The sequence below is a fragment of the Pseudomonadales bacterium genome, assembly GCA_024234165.1.
Taxonomy (GTDB): Bacteria; Pseudomonadota; Gammaproteobacteria; order Pseudomonadales; family UBA5518; genus UBA5518.
On sequence record JACKOP010000001.1, the window covers coordinates 470,205 to 485,541 of the forward strand.

The window sequence follows — 15,337 nt, forward strand, 5'->3', positions numbered from 1 at the left end:
ATCACTCACGGTGAAAACCCTGCGGCGAGCAGCTCGCGGTAGCGCACCGAGTCGCTCGGAACCGCGGCACCGATTCGCCACGCCGAAAATTCGCGCCGCTGCGGGTAATCACGTCGCAACCTGTCGAAGGCTGCGGCACGCACCGTGTGCTCCTCGTCAAGTGTTGCTGCACGCAGCCTGGCATCGTCACGACGCGGGTCATAGCAGGCTAGCACCCCGTCCTGCCAGCAACCGCAGCAGCCGGCATGCAGGTCGCCGGCTGGCGACGCCTCCAGACCTGCAGCCACGTCGGCGTCGATAACGACACCGACGAACGCAGCCAGTGCCTCGAACACCTGTCGCGCACCGCGCAGCTTGCCGTCCCATGCGTATCCGGCGATGTGCGGCGTCCCGATCAGCACGTGTGCCTGCAAGCTGCGGTCCGGCAGCGGCTCACCCTCCCACACGTCGAGCGCGGCACGCAGCCGCGGACGAGCGAGCAACACATCTCGCAATGCCTCGTTGTCCACGATGGCGCCACGCGCTGCATTGATCAGCAGCGCGTCCTCCCCCAATGCATGCAGTTCACGCGTACCGATCAGATGGTGTGTCGCATGCACGCCTTCGCGCGTCAGCGGTACATGCAGGCTGACGACATCGGCTGCGAGCACGTCGGCGAACGATGCTTCCTCGGGTGGCGCTGCATCACCAAGCAGTGGATCATGGACCAGACAACGTATGCCCAGGGCACGCAGTCGACGCAGCAGCCGCCCTCCGACCTGCCCGCAACCGACGATACCGACGCTGCGTCCGCGCAAACCCGCCGGACCGGGAAATGCCAGTGCCAGCACGGCAAGCACGTAATCCACCACGGAATCGGCGTTGCTGCCCGGCGCGTGCGCGAACGCGATGCCCAACTCCGCAAGCGCCGGCGTGTCCACGTGGTCGATGCCCGCAGTCGCGCTGGCGACGAACCGTACCGGAGTGCCCGCGAGCAGTGCGCGGTCGACGCGGGTCACCGAGCGTATCAGCAACGCATCGATATCGTGCAGCACCGCACGTGTGATTGCCCGTCCGGGCAGCGTACGCACCTCGCCAAGGCAGCCAAACACACTGGCGGCACCCGGTATGTTTTCGTCGATCAGCAACTTCATGACGACAGCACTCCATGCCGGACTGCCCGTACCTCAACCACCCTTGCGGATGCGATAGCGGAACTCGCCCTCACCGCACTCCTCGGACAACAACGCGTGGCCGAGGAACTCGCAGAAACGCGGGATATCACGCTGCGTCGACGGATCGCTGGCCAGCACGGTCAGCACATCGCCCACCGCGATGGCACGAATACGCTTGTGCAGCAACATTACCGGTTCCGGGCAAAGCAAGCCACGCGTGTCGAGCTCGCCTTCGCTCATGGGTCCGTCTCCACGATGCTTCGCAGTCGCACCGCCTGCTCGTGCGTCAGCAACTGGCAACTCCCGGACACATCATCGAAGAAGATCGAAATCTCTCCACGTTCGAGCTGGCGACGGATCTGTTCGACCTTCACGGCAAGCGAGACTTCCTGCTCGCCGTACTCGGTCCCCTCGCGCGTCGCGAACTCCTCGATGACGCCGAGCAGCGCTTGCGAGGAAAGCGCACGCCAGGGAACCTGGACGACGCTCACCGCACCGGCTTGCGGAAGCGCAAGGTCATGCGATCGCTCTCGCCGATCGCGAGATAGCGTGCGCGGTCGGTGTCTCCGAGCGCGAGCGTGGGTGGCAGCGTCCAGACGCCCTTCGGATGGTCGTGCGTGTCACGCGGGTTTGCGTTGATCTCGCTGCTCTCCTCGAGTTCGAACCCGGCAGCACGCGCTGCCGCGATCACCGCCTCCTCGCTCAAGTAACCGCTCTTCTTCATCTGTTCGGGCGTCGCACCTGCGCTGGCGCGGTGCTCGACCACTCCCAGCACGCCGCCAGGCTTCAATGCCGTGTAGGCGGCCTTCAGCACCGCCACGTCCGCACCCTGTCCATACCAGTTGTGCAGGTTGCGGAACGTGAGCACTGCATCCGCGCTGCCGGCAGGGGCGATTTCCAGTCCCGCGGGCGGAGCGAGTTCAGTGACCTTGACCCGATCGTAGAGCTCCGGGTGCGCGGCAAGCCTGGCTTCGAACGCAGCGCGACCACGCCGGTAGTATTCCTGTTCGCTCTCCCGCGGGAAATGCGCGGTGTAAAGCAAACCGTTCTCGCGCAGGTACGGTGCGAGAATTTCCGTATACCAGCCTGCACCGGGCCACAACTCGACCACGGTCATGTCAGGCCGGACGCCGAAGAACTCGAGTGTCTCGGCGGGATGGCGCCACACATCACGTGCGCGGTTCTCTGCGCTGCGATGCTCACCGGCAATCACCGCCGCCAGATCGGGAGCAGCCTGTGCAGCAGAGCACAGGATGACAAGAGAACATACGATCACGTGGAACCAGGGTGCGACGGAAAATGGTGACTTCATGCAGATACCCCCATGGAGAGTCGATACAGCGGGATCCCGCTCGTGTGCCCCATACGCAACGGCCATACAGTCGGGCGGCTGGTATTATACGCAGCGACGGCTTCCCCAGGACCACACACATGCAGACACAGCTTCTGATCAGCTTCATCGCGGACGATCGACCCGGACTCGTGCAGAGCATCGCGGAAACCGTATCGGCGCACGGCGGAAACTGGCTGGAGAGCCGCATGACGCATCTCGGCGGCAAGTTCGCCGGAATCGTCAACGTGGAGCTGGCACCGGCACGCACGGAGGAACTGCAGCGTGCACTGCGTGCGCTCGAAGCACTGGGACTCACGCTGCGCATCGAAACGCCTCCGCAGCCGCTCGCCGCCGTCCCGCACACATCGTGGCGACTCGACATCGTCGGTCAGGACCGTCCCGGTATCGTGCACGAGTTCTCGGCTGCGCTGGCCAGCCGGCGAATCAACGTGGTGCAGTTGCGCAGTGACATCACCAGCGCGCCGATGAGTGCCGACCCGCTGTTCACGGCCAGCGTGATCATCCATGTGCCGGCCGAGATCGATATCGACGAACTGCGTGAACGCCTGGAGGCGATTGCCGAGGAACTGACGATCGACTATGCGCTGATCGAGGCCGGCTGAACCTTCATTTGGCACCGCGCCCGAACAGGGCACGCAATGCGAGCAGCAGACCGAACAGCACGCCCGCGCAAAGAATGATCGCGCCGATCATCAGCATGGTCTGCCACAGAAACGCCACTATCGCACCGATACGAAAATCGAAGACCAGGGCCGTCGACGCCGCCAGCGCGAACATGGCCACGACGCCGAACAGCAGCAGGCGATTGCGTCGCAGCAGCCGCAGGACTTCCATCACACGATCCTCCCTTCCGCTTGCATTCCCTCTGCCGCATGTACCGTTCCGGCCAGAGGTCCACGCACTGCGACAAGCACCAGCGCCCAACCCGCAAACGCTGCAAGTGCAGCGGCTACGTATGCGAGCTGTGGCTCGACATCCCACAGCACGCCGCTCGCCAGCGCTCCGGCTGCGCCGCCGGCGCCAAAACTCACGGCCGCATACAGTGCCTGTCCACGCCCCTGTTGCGCCGGTGCGAAGTGACGGCGGAGCAGCTCGATTCCCGCAGCATGGAAGCTGCCGAAGCTCGCTGCGTGCAGACACTGCGCAAGCAACAACACCGGCGTGTAACGCGCACCGAAGCCGATCATCAACCAGCGCAGCGCGGCGAGCAACAGGCTGGCGAGCAAGATGCTGCGCAAACCGTGGCGAGCCAGCAGCCGGTGCGCGAACGCGAACACTCCGATTTCGGCGACCACGCCGAGAGCCCACATCTGTCCGGTCGCGGCACGGGTGTAACCGTACTGCTCCAGATACAGACTGAAGAAGCCGTAGTACGGTGCGTGCGAAAATTGCAGCAGGAACGACGCTGCGAGAAATGCCACCAGCGCTGGCTCGCGCAACCTGCTACCGATCCCCTGCACGTCGCGCGTGCGTGATCCGGCATCCGGATCCCGGATCAGCCAGGCGCCGGCTGCGATCAGCATCAGCAGCGCAAGCAACAGCCACGGCACCCGAATCACGTCGACGTGATCGAACAACATTCCGCTGCCTACGACCGCGACGATGAAACTCACCGAACCCCACAGCCGCACCAGACCGTAACGCTGCACCGCATCGCGCAGCGATGCCAGCGTGATCACCTCGAACTGGGCGAGGATCGCATTCCAGAACACCGAGTGCACGAGCACCACAGCCACGATCCACGCGACGCTGCTGCGCCACGGCAGCGCTGCAAAGCTCGCCGCGGCGAACAATGCACCGACACGAATCAGTCGCAGATGGCATCCGCTGCGATCGGCGATCCAGCCCCACAGGTTGGGCGCCACGATACGCGTTGCTGCCATCACGGCGAGCACGACGCCGATCGCCGTGGCATCCAGCCCGACCGCCTGCAGGTACAGGCTCCAGTAGGGCATCATCACCCCGAGGAACGCGTAGTACAGGAAATAGAATGAAGACAGACGGACGTAGGTCGACCGCCCTGGAATCATCGAGCAGTCGGAGCGGGAACGGATGCCGGAACCACAGGCGTCACCGACTGCACATCGGCATTCTGGGCCCGGTGACGCAGCCAGTGATCCATCAGCACCAGGGCCAGCATCGCCTCCGCGATCGGAGTCGCGCGGATGCCGACGCAGGGATCGTGGCGTCCGTGCGTGACCACCTCGAGCGGATTGCCTGAGCGGTCGATCGACGGGCCTGGCAGGCGGATGCTCGAGGTGGGCTTCAGGGCAATCGAGACCACGATATCCTGGCCGCTGGAAATGCCACCGAGAATGCCACCGGCGTTGTTGCTGAGGAATCCCTGCGGCGTGATCCCGTCGCGGTGTTCGCTGCCCTTCTGGTCGACGACTGCGAAGCCCGCACCGATCTCCACGCCCTTCACTGCGTTGATTCCCATCATCGCATGCGCGATATCGGCGTCGAGGCGGTCGAACACCGGCTCGCCGAGTCCGGGCGGAACACCACTCGCGACGACATTGATACGCGCCCCGATCGAATCACCCGACTTGCGCAGCGCAGCCATGTACTCCTCGAGTCGTGGCACCAGTGCCGGATCGGGGCAGAAGAACGGGTTCTCGCCTACCGTGTCCCAGTCGAGCGTCGCTGCCGCAAGCGGACCAAGCTGCGCCAGATAGCCACGCACCGAAACACCGAGACGCTCGCGCAGGTACTTCTTCGCGATCGCGCCGGCAGCAACCCTCACAGCGGTTTCGCGTGCCGAGGAACGGCCTCCACCACGGTAGTCACGCATTCCGTATTTTTGCGTGTACGTGTAATCCGCATGATTCGGCCGAAACGCGTCCTGAATCGCGGCGTAGTCCTTCGAGCGCTGATCGGTATTCTCGATCAGCAATCCGATCGGTGTACCCGTAGTCACACCTTCGAACACACCGGAGAGGATACGCACACGATCGTCTTCGCGTCGCTGCGTGGTGAAGCGCGAACTGCCGGGACGACGCCGGTCCAGATCCGGCTGCATGTCTTCCTCCGCCAGAGGCAGCCCCGGCGGGCAACCGTCGACGACGCCTCCGATGGCTGGACCGTGGCTCTCACCGAAGGTGGTCAGCGTGAAGAGCCGTCCGATGGTATTGCCTGACATGGAAAATCCGCGCTCTGTGGGTGAAGCGCGATTATACGGAGATTGCGGCGCGCATCGCTCGCAAACAGCTTTGCCTCCGTGTCAGGCAGGCAGCGTTGCCCCGCCACTGGCAAGCTCGGCAGCATGGATCAGCGCAACACCGTGCCCTCCGTGCTCCAGATCCGGCCACACGAAGGCAAGCTGCGGAAAGGTGTGCTCGAGCGCATCGGCACTGTTGCCCACTTCAAGCACCAGCAGACCGTCGCAATCGAGATGCGGCACCACATCGACGAGAATGCGTCGCACAAGATCGAGTCCGTCGGCACCCGCTGCCAGTCCGAGCTGCGGCTCATGCCGATACTCGGCCGGCAGCGTCGCCATATCGGCAGCGTCGACGTAGGGTGGATTGCACAGGATCAGGTCGAAGCATTCCCCTGCCAGCGCCGTGAACAGATCCGACTCGACCACACGCACGCGCCCGGCCACATCGTGCAGCGCGACGTTCATGCGCGCCACCTCGAGCGCCTCCGGTGACACATCGGCAAGTACCACCTCGGCATCCGGCCACGTCAGTGCTGCAGCGATGCCGATGCAGCCGCTACCGCAGCACAGGTCGAGGATACGCAGCGGAGCTCTCCCGTCCAGCCACGGTTCACAGCCTCTGGCAAGCAGCTCCGCAATCGGCGAGCGTGGCACCAGCACCGCGGGTGTCACACGGAAACGCAGTCCGCCGAACCACGCTTCGCCAAGCAGATACGCGGTCGGCACGCGCTCACCGATACGCCGTGCCAGGAGCGCATCCAGACGCTGGCGTTCCCGCGCAGCCAGGCGAGCGTCGAACACCCAGTCGGGACTGTCGAACGGCAGGTGCAGCGCACCCAGCACCAGCCAGCGTGCCTCGTCCCACGCGTTGTCGGTTCCGTGCCCGAACGCCACACCTGCGGCATTGAAAGCACTCACCGTCCAGCGCAGGAAATCCCGGATCGTTGCCAATTCCACCGGGGCCCGGTGGGTATCGTCACGCTTGCCCACATTCCCTCCAGAGACGCCCAACGCGCTCGGCGATCACCGGAGCCGCCTCGAGCATATGGCAGTGATGACAGCCCTCGACCGTCTCGCGCTGCAGGCCCGGATACCAGTCGAGCGCACCATGACGCGGCAGCCGCCTGGCCATGCCGGCGCCAGTCGTGAAGATCAGTGTCGGCACCGTGATGCCTGACAGTATGTTGCGGACCTGCGCCCGCGTGAACTTCAACGCCGACGCGTAACGCAGCCGCGGGTCGGTGCGCCAGCGAAAACCGCCGGCAACCGGATCCAGGCTGCGCGGCACCAGCAGGCGCGCTGCGCGCGGATCGATTCCGGTCGCCGTGCAGCGCGCCGTGATCGCTGCTTCCACGTCCGGGAACACTGGCGCATCACGTGAACTGCGCTTCGCGTAATCGTGGGTGAAGCTGCGCAATTGCTGCAAGGTCTGTGGTCCCTCGAGCAGCGGTATCAGCGCACCATCCAGCATTACCAGACTGCTCACAGCCGGTACTTCTGCTGCGGCCAGCAGCGAAGCAATCGCAGCACCACGCGAATGTCCGAGCAGGTCGTAACGCTCGAGATCCAGCGCCGCCGTGAAATGCATCAGTGTCGGCAGATCGTCCCAGATGTTGTAGGTGCCATCGACACCACGATGTGCACTCAGCCCGTGGCCCGGCAAATCGAGCGCAATGATCCGTCGCTCGCCCAGCAACGGCGCCAGCGTGTCGAACGACGCCGCGTTGTCGAGCCAGCCATGCAGCGCCAGTACCGGGTACGCATCCCTGTTCCCCCATTCACGCCACGCAAGCCGCACGCCGCGCACCTCACGGCTGTATTCCCGAGGCTGGTGTGCACCCGTGTTCACGGCGACAGCGTGTCAGGCAGGACCGGCATCGACAATCGGCTGCGCATCACGCCTCAGGCGCCACTCAGCTCGAGCAGAAGCCGGTTCAGTCGCTGCACGTACGCTGCCGGGTCTTCGAGATCATCGCCGGAAGCGAGCTGCGCCTGCTCGAACAGGATCATCGTCAAGGTCGCAAAACGATCCTCGTCGACCTCTCGATCGAGCCGCCCGACCAGCGGGTGATCCGGATTGATTTCCAGAATCGGTTTCGCGTCGGGAACCTGCTGGCCTGCCGCCTGCATGATGCGGCGCATCTGCACGCCCATATCGTAGTCACCTACCACCAGGCAGGCAGGCGATTCGGTCAGCCGTGCCGTAATGCGCACATCCTGCACACGCTCCCCCAGCGCCTTCTTCACTCGATCGACGAGGTCCCTCGCTTCTTCCTGGCGCTTCGCGCGTGCTTCCCGGCTCGTGCTGTCGTCGAGGTCACCGAGATCCAGATCACCACGTGCCACATCCTTCAGCTTCTTGCCGCCGAACTCGCCGAGGTAGGTGATCATCCACTCATCGATGCGATCGTACAGCAGGATCGCTTCTATGCCCTTCTGGCGCAGCAATTCCAGGTGCGGACTGCTGCGCGCGGCAAGGAAGCTGTCCGCGACCACGTAGTAGATGTCCTGCTGCCCGTCGCGCATGCGCGCCACATACTGCTCGAGGCTCTGGTCCTGCACCGCCTTGTCGGAATGCGTGGTCGCAAAACGCAGCAGCTTCGCGATCCGTTCCCGATGCGCGAAATCCTCTGCCGGACCCTCCTTCATGACCTGGCCGAATACATCCCAGAATTTCTGGTAATCATCGGGACGCTGATCGGCGACATTCTCGAGCATGTCGAGCACCCGCTTGCTCAACGCACCTCGCATCGCGTCGACCGCCGCGCTGTTCTGCAGGATCTCGCGCGAGACGTTCAACGGCAGATCGGTGGAATCCACCACGCCCTTCACGAAACGCAGGTACAGCGGCAGGAACTGCTCCGCGTCGTCCATGATGAACGTACGCTGTATATACAGCTTCAGGCCACGTGGCGCATCGCGATTCCACAGGTCGAACGGAGCATGCGACGGAATGTACAGCAGCGAGTTGTATTCATAACGGCCCTCGACCCGGTGATGGCTCCATGTGAGCGGGTCCTCGAAGTCATGCGCGATATGCTTGTAGAACTCGCGATACTCCTCGTCGGTGATTTCGGTGCGCGCACGGGTCCACAACGCCTTCGCCTGGTTGACCGTCTCCCATTCGGGAGCACCGGCTTCCTTGCCATCCTCGTCCTCGCCATGGTGCTCCTTCTCCATGCGCACCGGCAGCGAGATATGGTCCGAATAGCGCTTGACGATGCTGCGCACTTGCCACGCATCGAGGAATTCGCCCGCGTCTTCCTTCAGGTGCAACACCACCATGGTGCCACGGCGCTCGCGCACCACGTCCTCGACCGTGAACTCGCTCTCGCCAGCCGACTCCCAGCGCACCCCGGCACCCGCGTCCAGTCCCGCGCGCCGACTGAATACCTCGACGCGATCCGCCACCATGAAGGTGCTGTAGAAACCCACCCCGAACTGGCCGATCAGCTGCGAATCCCGGCGCTGGTCACCCGAGAGCTGCTGCACGAACTGCGCCGTACCCGAGCGTGCAATCGTTCCCAGATGGCTGATCGCCTCCTCGCGTGACATGCCGATACCGTTGTCGCTGATCGAGAGCGTGCGCGCGTCCTTGTCGATCGCGATACGGATCTCGAGTTCGGTATCGTCTGCGAGCAGCTCCGGGTGTGCGAGTGATTCGAAGCGCAGCTTGTCGGCGGCATCGGATGCGTTCGATATCAGCTCGCGCAGGAAGATTTCCCGCTTGCTGTACAGCGAATGGATCATCAGGTGCAGAAGCTGGCGAGCCTCGGTCTGGAAACCCATCGTCTCCCGGTGCGCTGCAGTCATGAGGTGTTCTCCCTGGTTATGGACGGCGATTCCAGGCATATGGGGTCGGCTTCGTCCCTTTCAAGACTTCGTCCGTGACCCTGTTGCCCGCGATGATCGTCTGACTGAAGCTCGAACGAACCGGTATCGCGGTTCAGGCAGGTGCTGCGGGATCGAACCAGCGCAGCAGCGCTTCGTTGCCGGCGTCGGTGAAATCACGGCGATTGCCGGGTACACGCCACGCACGCGACGAGTGCAGGGTGCTGTAGCTGTAGCAGGAATCCGGACGCATCGGATACTGCGAGGCGGGTCCAGGTGGCAGCACGTCTTCGTCGAACCTGCGTGACAGTGCAACCAGAAAGCCGCGCTGCAACAGAAACGAGTGCTCGAATGCGTCGTCGTCGAGCGTCTCGCGCGCCCAGCCCGTAAAGCCGCCGAACACCTTCTGCCCCGCGTAGCGCTCGGGTGCAACGATCACATCGTGCTCCAGCGTCCACGAGAGCACGCGCTCGCCATTACAGTCCAGCGTCGCGACGGTACGCCCCTCGACCACATCCGGGATCGCCACGTCATAGCGCTGCACACGCGCGGCACGCCGTGCATGTACCATCGCCAGCGCCGCCAGATCGTACAGATGCGTGCAGTGCGTGCGCGGATTCTGCCAACGCGAGAGCGTACGCAACGGATCCGTCAGTGGCGCACCGATCAGCGTACGCAATTCCCGAGTGGCTTCCGGGCAGGTCGTCAACGGATAGCGCCTGGCTTCGGCGGCAATCCCGAGCACACGCTCGCCATCGTGCTCCAGCGTGACCGCGAACGCATGCGGATCATCCTCGACCGCGGCGCGTACGCACGCCGACGCATCACGCTGCAGCACGATCGCACGGCGATAACAACCGCTGCCGTAGTGCGGATCGAAAATCGCACTCGGATAGCGGTTGCCCTGTACGGCGTCGATCATCGCCGCGCTCCTCGTACAGGAGCACGGCGACTGCTGCGACGGCAGATCACCAGCCGGTGATCGACTTCAGCGCGCTGCCGATATCGGCCAGGCTGCGCACGGTCTTGACACCGGCAGCTTCGAGCGCAGCGAATTTTTCATCCGCGGTACCCTTGCCGCCTGCGATGATCGCTCCCGCGTGACCCATTCGCTTGCCCTTGGGCGCCGTGACTCCGGCAATGTAGGACACCACCGGCTTGGTCACATTGGCCTTGATGAAGGCAGCGGCTTCTTCCTCGGCAGAACCGCCGATCTCGCCGATCATCACGATCGCCTCGGTTGCCGGATCCTGCTGGAACATGCCGAGGATATCGATGAAGTTCGAGCCGGGAATCGGATCGCCACCGATGCCGACGCAGGTCGACTGGCCCAGTCCCGTATCGGTGGTCTGCTTGACCGCTTCATAGGTCAGCGTTCCGGAGCGTGACACGATGCCGACGCGTCCCGGCTTGTGGATATGGCCCGGCATGATGCCGATCTTGCACTCACCCGGCGTGATCACGCCGGGGCAGTTCGGTCCGATCAGGCGCACACCGAGTTCATCGCACCTGACCTTGACCTCGAGCATATCGAGCGTCGGTATGCCCTCGGTGATGCATACGATCAGGCGGATACCGTTGTTTGCGGCCTCGAGAATCGAATCCTTGCAGAACGGTGCCGGAACGTAGATCACGGAAGCATCGGCGCCGGTGGCGGCCACCGCATCGGCCACGGTGTCGAACACCGGCAGTCCGAGGTGAGTCTGTCCGCCCTTGCCGGGCGTTACGCCCCCGACCATCTTGGTGCCGTATTCGATCGCCTGCTTCGAGTGCGACGTTCCCTGCGAGCCGGTGAAGCCCTGGCAGATGACCTTGGTGTCCTTGTTGACCAGAATGCTCATCGAATTACCCCTTCGCTGCCTTGACGACGGCCTGTGCAGCCTGGGTCAGGCTCGTTGCCGCGATGATGTTGAGTCCACTCTCGGCCAGCATCTTCGAGCCGAGATCCGCATTGTTGCCCTCGAGACGCACCACGACGGGCACCTTGACGCCCACTTCCGAAACGGCACCGATGATGCCCTCGGCGATCAGATCGCAACGCACGATGCCGCCAAAGATGTTGACGAGCACCGCGCGCACGCTGGTGTCGGAGAGAATGATCTTGAACGCCTCCGAAACCCGCTCCTTGGTCGCACCACCGCCGACGTCGAGGAAATTTGCCGGACGTCCACCGTGCAGGTTCACGATGTCCATCGTGCCCATGGCGAGACCCGCACCGTTGACCATGCAACCGATGTCACCGTCGAGCGCGACGTAGTTCAGCTCCCACTTGGACGCGTGCACCTCGCGCGGGTCCTCCTGCGTGGTGTCGTGCATCTCGCTCAGCGCCTTCTGGCGAAACAGCGCATTGCCGTCGACGCCGAGCTTGGCGTCCAGGCAGTGCAGGTTGCCGGCTGTCGTGATCACCAGCGGGTTCACTTCGATCAGCGCCAGATCCTTGTCCTGGAACAGCTTCGCCAGACCGAGGAAAATATTCGTGAACTGCTTGACCTGGTCACCCTTGAGCCCGAGTTTGAACGCGAGTTCACGCCCCTGGTACGGTTGCGCACCGGTCAGCGGATCGATCGTCGCCTTGAAGATCTTCTCGGGCGTCTCGTGCGCGACCTTCTCGATATCGACACCACCCTCGGGTGAAGCCATGAACACGATGCGGCGCGAACCCCGATCGACCACTGCACCGAGATAGAGCTCTTCCGCAATGTCGGTGCACGACTCGACCAGAATCTTGTTGACCGGCTGGCCCTTCTCGTCGGTCTGGTAGGTCACGAGGTTGCGGCCCAGCCAGTGCGCTGCGAAGTCGCGAATCTCGTCCTTGCTCTTCACCAGCTTGACGCCACCCGCCTTGCCGCGCCCACCGGCGTGTACCTGCGCCTTGACGACCCACTGGCTGCCGCCGATCTGCTCGGCGGCCTCGACTGCCTGCTTCGGTGTTTCCGCGGCAAAGCCCTTCGACACGGGCAGCCCGTACTCGGCAAACAGCTGTTTGCCCTGGTATTCGTGCAAATTCATGGCGTATTACCGTCCTGAAGTGTGAATGGATGTATCCCGGCGCGCCGGCTTCCAGGTCTGCGTCTCACCCGCGTGCCGAGCTGGCAGGGGGGGGCAAAAGCGGGCGCAATTATCACGGAAATCCCCCGCGAGGCATACCCTTCAGCGGGACTTGCGATTGGGAATATGAATTGCGTGCCCGAGCGCCGCGAGCGCGGCCTCGTGCACCGCCTCCGACAGGGTCGGGTGCCCGAACACGGTGAGCGCGAGATCTTCGGCACTGGCACCGAACTCCATCGCAATCACCACCTGCTGCACCAGATCCGCTGCGCCGGGACCCACGATATGACAGCCCAGCACGCGGTCTGTACGCGCGTCGGTCAGCAACTTCACCATGCCCAGCGCATCGTTCGCCGCCAGTGCGCGGCCACTCGCCGCAAAAGGGAATACACCGGTAGCGAACTCCTGCCCCGCAGCCTTGAGCTGCTGCTCGCCCGGTCCGACCCAGGCAATCTCTGGATGGGTATAGATGATCGCGGGAATGCCGTCGTAATTGACCTGCGTCTTGCGACCGGCGATGCGCTCGGCGACCATCACGCCTTCCTCCATCGCCTTGTGCGCCAGCATCGGCCCACGCACGATGTCCCCGATCGCGTAGACGCCCGGCATATCGGTTGCGCAGCATTCGTTGACGTGAACGAAGCCTCGCTCTTCGAGATTCACGCCGCTGTCGGCTGCGAGCAAGCCTTCCGTCACCGGTCGCCTGCCGACTGCAACGATCAGACGATCGAACTCCTCCTGCTTCTGCTGTTCGACCTCGACGTAGTTCACGCGCACGGGTCCCGTACCGCCGCCGCCGACCTCGGTGGAAGTGACGCGTGCATTCAGCCGGATATCCAGCCCCTGTGCCCGCATGATCTTCTGGGCCTCCTTCGAGACCTGACGGTCCACCGCGAGCAGGAAGTCGGGCAAGGCTTCGATCACGACGACCTCCGCCCCGAGGCGCGCCCAGACGCTGCCGAGTTCGAGCCCGATCACCCCGGCCCCGACCACACCGAGACGGCGTGGCACCTCGGTGAATTCCAGCGCTCCGGCCGAGTCGACGATCGGTCCGCCGAACGGTGCAGCCGGGATCTCGATCGGCGCGGAACCGGTGGCGAGAATCACGTTGGCTGCCTCGATCGTCTCGACCGTGCCGTCATGCGCGGTCACCTCGACCCGACGCCCCGCCAACAGGCGGGCGCTGCCGGCAAGCGTCGCCACACCGTTCGCCTTGAACAATCCCGCGATGCCGCCGGTGAGCTGCTCGACGATGCGACGCTTGCGCGCCTGCATCGCTGCCACATCGACGGCAACTCCCTGCGCACTGATGCCGTGCACCGCCAGTCCGTGTGCTGCATCGTGGAAACGATGCGAGCTGTCGAGCAATGCCTTCGACGGAATGCAACCGACGTTGAGGCAGGTACCACCGTATACCGGCTTGCCGTCGGCGCTGCGCCACTTCTCGATCACCACGGTCTTCAGCCCGAGCTGCGCAGCACGAATCGCTGCCACATAACCACCAGGACCGGCGCCAATCACGACCACGTCGAATTGCTGGGCCATTTCATGTCTCCATCGTGTGTGTCGCTGCGTTTTTCGAGCAGAAGTCGGATCTACAGGTCCAGCAGGATCCGGGCCGGATCCTCGATCATCTCCTTGATCGCCACCAGGAACTGCACCGCATCCTTGCCATCGACCAGGCGGTGGTCGTAGGACAGCGCCAGATACATCATCGGCCGGATCACGACCTGCCCGTCCAGCGCAACCGGGCGCTCCTGCACCTTGTGCATGCCGAGGATGGCCGTCTGCGGCGGGTTCAGGATCGGCGTCGACAGCAGCGAGCCGAAGACGCCGCCGTTGGTGATCGTGAAGGTACCGCCGGTCATCTCCTCGATCGAAAGCTTGTTGTCGCGCGCCTTGGTGCCGTACTCGCGCACCCTGGCCTCGATCTCGGCCAGCGTCATCGCATCGGCGTCACGCAGCACCGGCACCACCAGTCCGCGCTCGCTGGACACCGCAACACCGATGTCCTGATAGCCGTGGTAGACGACATCGGAACCGTCGATCGATGCGTTGACTACCGGAAAACGCTTCAGAGCCTCGACGCTCGCGCGCACGAAGAATCCCATGTAACCGAGTCGGATCCCGTTGTGCCGTTTCTCGAACAGCTCGCGATACTTCGCACGCAGATCCATCACCGGCTGCATGTCCACTTCGTTGAACGTGGTGAGCATCGCGGTGTTGCGCGATGCGTCCAGCAGGCGTTCGGCGACGCGCGCACGCAGCCGCGTCATCGGCACCCGCCGCTCGACCCGTCCTCCGGCAAGTGCCACCGACGGCGCGGTCGGCGTCTGCGGTACCGCGGTGTTCGCCTGAGTGGGTGGCTGCGCCGCGTGTGCGGCCACGTCTTCGCGGGTCACTCGCCCGCCCTTGCCGCTGCCGCTGATGGCTGCCGGATCGACCCCGTGCTCGGCTGCCGCCAGGCGCGCGGCAGGCCCGGAGCGCGGCAGAGCAGCACCCTCATCCCTCGCCGCCACCGCAGCCGTCTGCGCAGTCGGCGCGACGGCTCCGGCCGTGAACCGGCCGATGATCTCCTCTCCAAGTACCGTCTCGCCCGTATCCTTGAGGATTTCGCTCACGCTGCCGTCCGCCGGCGCCACCACTTCGAGCACGACCTTGTCGGTCTCGATGTCGACCAGCACTTCGTCACGGCGACAGACGTCTCCCGGGCGCTTGTGCCAGTGCGCCACCGTGCCTTCGGCAACCGACTCGGGAAACTGGGGGGCCTTGATGTCCATGCTCATT

16 protein-coding genes are annotated in these 15,337 nt (G+C 64.1%); 1 reads left to right on the plus strand and 15 read right to left on the minus strand.

What is annotated here, in order from left to right:
- Positions 1-5: 5 nt before the first annotated feature.
- Genes H7A12_01985 through H7A12_02000 form a run of 4 tightly spaced genes read right to left on the minus strand, consistent with a single transcriptional unit; the run spans position 6 to position 2,466 of the window.
- The gene (locus H7A12_01985) at positions 6-1,133 is read right to left on the minus strand and encodes a 4-phosphoerythronate dehydrogenase (GenBank protein MCP5319598.1); all 1,128 of its coding nucleotides are present in this window, start codon (positions 1,131-1,133) and stop codon (positions 6-8) included.
- 33 nt (positions 1,134-1,166) lie between these two features.
- Positions 1,167-1,394 carry a sulfurtransferase TusA gene (tusA, locus tag H7A12_01990; GenBank protein ID MCP5319599.1) on the minus strand — a complete coding sequence of 76 codons (228 nt, stop codon included), beginning with the start codon at positions 1,392-1,394 and terminating at the stop codon, positions 1,167-1,169.
- Entirely contained in the window at positions 1,391-1,645 is a 255-nt protein-coding gene (locus H7A12_01995) for a YheU family protein (protein MCP5319600.1), read from the minus strand. Before H7A12_01995 ends, tusA begins: the two co-directional genes overlap by 4 nt.
- On the minus strand, positions 1,642-2,466 hold the full coding sequence (locus H7A12_02000) for a class I SAM-dependent methyltransferase (GenBank protein MCP5319601.1): 825 nt from the start codon (positions 2,464-2,466) through the stop codon (positions 1,642-1,644). Before H7A12_02000 ends, H7A12_01995 begins: the two co-directional genes overlap by 4 nt.
- 119 nt (positions 2,467-2,585) lie before the next feature.
- Between H7A12_02000 and H7A12_02005 the strand changes: the two genes are divergently transcribed.
- Positions 2,586-3,110, plus strand: coding sequence for an ACT domain-containing protein (locus H7A12_02005; GenBank protein MCP5319602.1), 525 nt, complete (start codon positions 2,586-2,588; stop codon positions 3,108-3,110).
- A gap of 4 nt (positions 3,111-3,114) precedes the next feature.
- Here H7A12_02005 and H7A12_02010 read toward each other — a convergent pair whose 3' ends face one another.
- From H7A12_02010 to odhB, 11 genes are all read right to left on the minus strand, one after another.
- On the minus strand, positions 3,115-3,342 hold the full coding sequence (locus tag H7A12_02010; protein MCP5319603.1) for a hypothetical protein: 228 nt from the start codon (positions 3,340-3,342) through the stop codon (positions 3,115-3,117).
- The gene (locus H7A12_02015; protein MCP5319604.1) at positions 3,342-4,538 is read right to left on the minus strand and encodes an MFS transporter; all 1,197 of its coding nucleotides are present in this window, start codon (positions 4,536-4,538) and stop codon (positions 3,342-3,344) included. Before H7A12_02015 ends, H7A12_02010 begins: the two co-directional genes overlap by 1 nt.
- On the minus strand, positions 4,535-5,650 hold the full coding sequence (gene aroC / locus H7A12_02020) for a chorismate synthase (GenBank protein ID MCP5319605.1): 1,116 nt from the start codon (positions 5,648-5,650) through the stop codon (positions 4,535-4,537). The genes H7A12_02015 and aroC overlap by 4 nt, the downstream gene beginning before the upstream one ends.
- 81 nt (positions 5,651-5,731) lie before the next feature.
- Positions 5,732-6,628, minus strand: coding sequence for a 50S ribosomal protein L3 N(5)-glutamine methyltransferase (prmB, locus tag H7A12_02025; GenBank protein MCP5319606.1), 897 nt, complete (start codon positions 6,626-6,628; stop codon positions 5,732-5,734).
- A 19-nt stretch (positions 6,629-6,647) separates the two neighbouring features.
- Positions 6,648-7,520 (minus strand): alpha/beta hydrolase, encoded by an 873-nt coding sequence (locus H7A12_02030; protein ID MCP5319607.1) that lies wholly within the window; start codon positions 7,518-7,520, stop codon positions 6,648-6,650.
- 53 nt (positions 7,521-7,573) lie between these two features.
- Positions 7,574-9,484, minus strand: a complete 1,911-nt coding sequence (gene htpG / locus H7A12_02035) for a molecular chaperone HtpG (protein MCP5319608.1) — start codon at positions 9,482-9,484, stop codon at positions 7,574-7,576.
- A 133-nt stretch (positions 9,485-9,617) separates the two neighbouring features.
- The gene (locus H7A12_02040) at positions 9,618-10,424 is read right to left on the minus strand and encodes a DUF2889 domain-containing protein (protein MCP5319609.1); all 807 of its coding nucleotides are present in this window, start codon (positions 10,422-10,424) and stop codon (positions 9,618-9,620) included.
- Between the two features lie 46 nt (positions 10,425-10,470).
- Positions 10,471-11,343, minus strand: coding sequence for a succinate--CoA ligase subunit alpha (gene sucD / locus H7A12_02045; protein ID MCP5319610.1), 873 nt, complete (start codon positions 11,341-11,343; stop codon positions 10,471-10,473).
- Positions 11,344-11,347: 4 nt separating this feature from the next.
- Positions 11,348-12,511, minus strand: a complete 1,164-nt coding sequence (gene sucC / locus H7A12_02050) for an ADP-forming succinate--CoA ligase subunit beta (protein ID MCP5319611.1) — start codon at positions 12,509-12,511, stop codon at positions 11,348-11,350.
- 141 nt (positions 12,512-12,652) lie between these two features.
- Complete coding sequence (gene lpdA / locus H7A12_02055) at positions 12,653-14,095, minus strand: dihydrolipoyl dehydrogenase (protein ID MCP5319612.1); 1,443 nt, start codon at positions 14,093-14,095, stop codon at positions 12,653-12,655.
- A gap of 50 nt (positions 14,096-14,145) precedes the next feature.
- Positions 14,146-15,336 carry a 2-oxoglutarate dehydrogenase complex dihydrolipoyllysine-residue succinyltransferase gene (gene odhB, locus H7A12_02060; GenBank protein MCP5319613.1) on the minus strand — a complete coding sequence of 397 codons (1,191 nt, stop codon included), beginning with the start codon at positions 15,334-15,336 and terminating at the stop codon, positions 14,146-14,148.
- Position 15,337: the final 1 nt, after the last annotated feature.

Bases quoted from the DNA above. Each gene is read 5' to 3' on its own strand.
- lpdA (MCP5319612.1), bottom strand. From the start codon at position 14,095: ATGGCCCAGCAATTCGACGTGGTCGTGATTGGCGCCGGTCCTGGTGGT.
- H7A12_02005 (MCP5319602.1), top strand. From the start codon at position 2,586: ATGCAGACACAGCTTCTGATCAGCTTCATCGCGGACGATCGACCCGGA.
- tusA (MCP5319599.1), bottom strand. From the start codon at position 1,394: ATGAGCGAAGGCGAGCTCGACACGCGTGGCTTGCTTTGCCCGGAACCG.
- aroC (MCP5319605.1), bottom strand. From the start codon at position 5,650: ATGTCAGGCAATACCATCGGACGGCTCTTCACGCTGACCACCTTCGGT.
- H7A12_01985 (MCP5319598.1), bottom strand. From the start codon at position 1,133: ATGAAGTTGCTGATCGACGAAAACATACCGGGTGCCGCCAGTGTGTTT.
- H7A12_02040 (MCP5319609.1), bottom strand. From the start codon at position 10,424: ATGATCGACGCCGTACAGGGCAACCGCTATCCGAGTGCGATTTTCGAT.
- sucD (MCP5319610.1), bottom strand. From the start codon at position 11,343: ATGAGCATTCTGGTCAACAAGGACACCAAGGTCATCTGCCAGGGCTTC.
- odhB (MCP5319613.1), bottom strand. From the start codon at position 15,336: ATGAGCATGGACATCAAGGCCCCCCAGTTTCCCGAGTCGGTTGCCGAA.
- H7A12_02000 (MCP5319601.1), bottom strand. From the start codon at position 2,466: ATGAAGTCACCATTTTCCGTCGCACCCTGGTTCCACGTGATCGTATGT.
- sucC (MCP5319611.1), bottom strand. From the start codon at position 12,511: ATGAATTTGCACGAATACCAGGGCAAACAGCTGTTTGCCGAGTACGGG.
- H7A12_02010 (MCP5319603.1), bottom strand. From the start codon at position 3,342: ATGGAAGTCCTGCGGCTGCTGCGACGCAATCGCCTGCTGCTGTTCGGC.
- htpG (MCP5319608.1), bottom strand. From the start codon at position 9,484: ATGACTGCAGCGCACCGGGAGACGATGGGTTTCCAGACCGAGGCTCGC.
- H7A12_02015 (MCP5319604.1), bottom strand. From the start codon at position 4,538: ATGATTCCAGGGCGGTCGACCTACGTCCGTCTGTCTTCATTCTATTTC.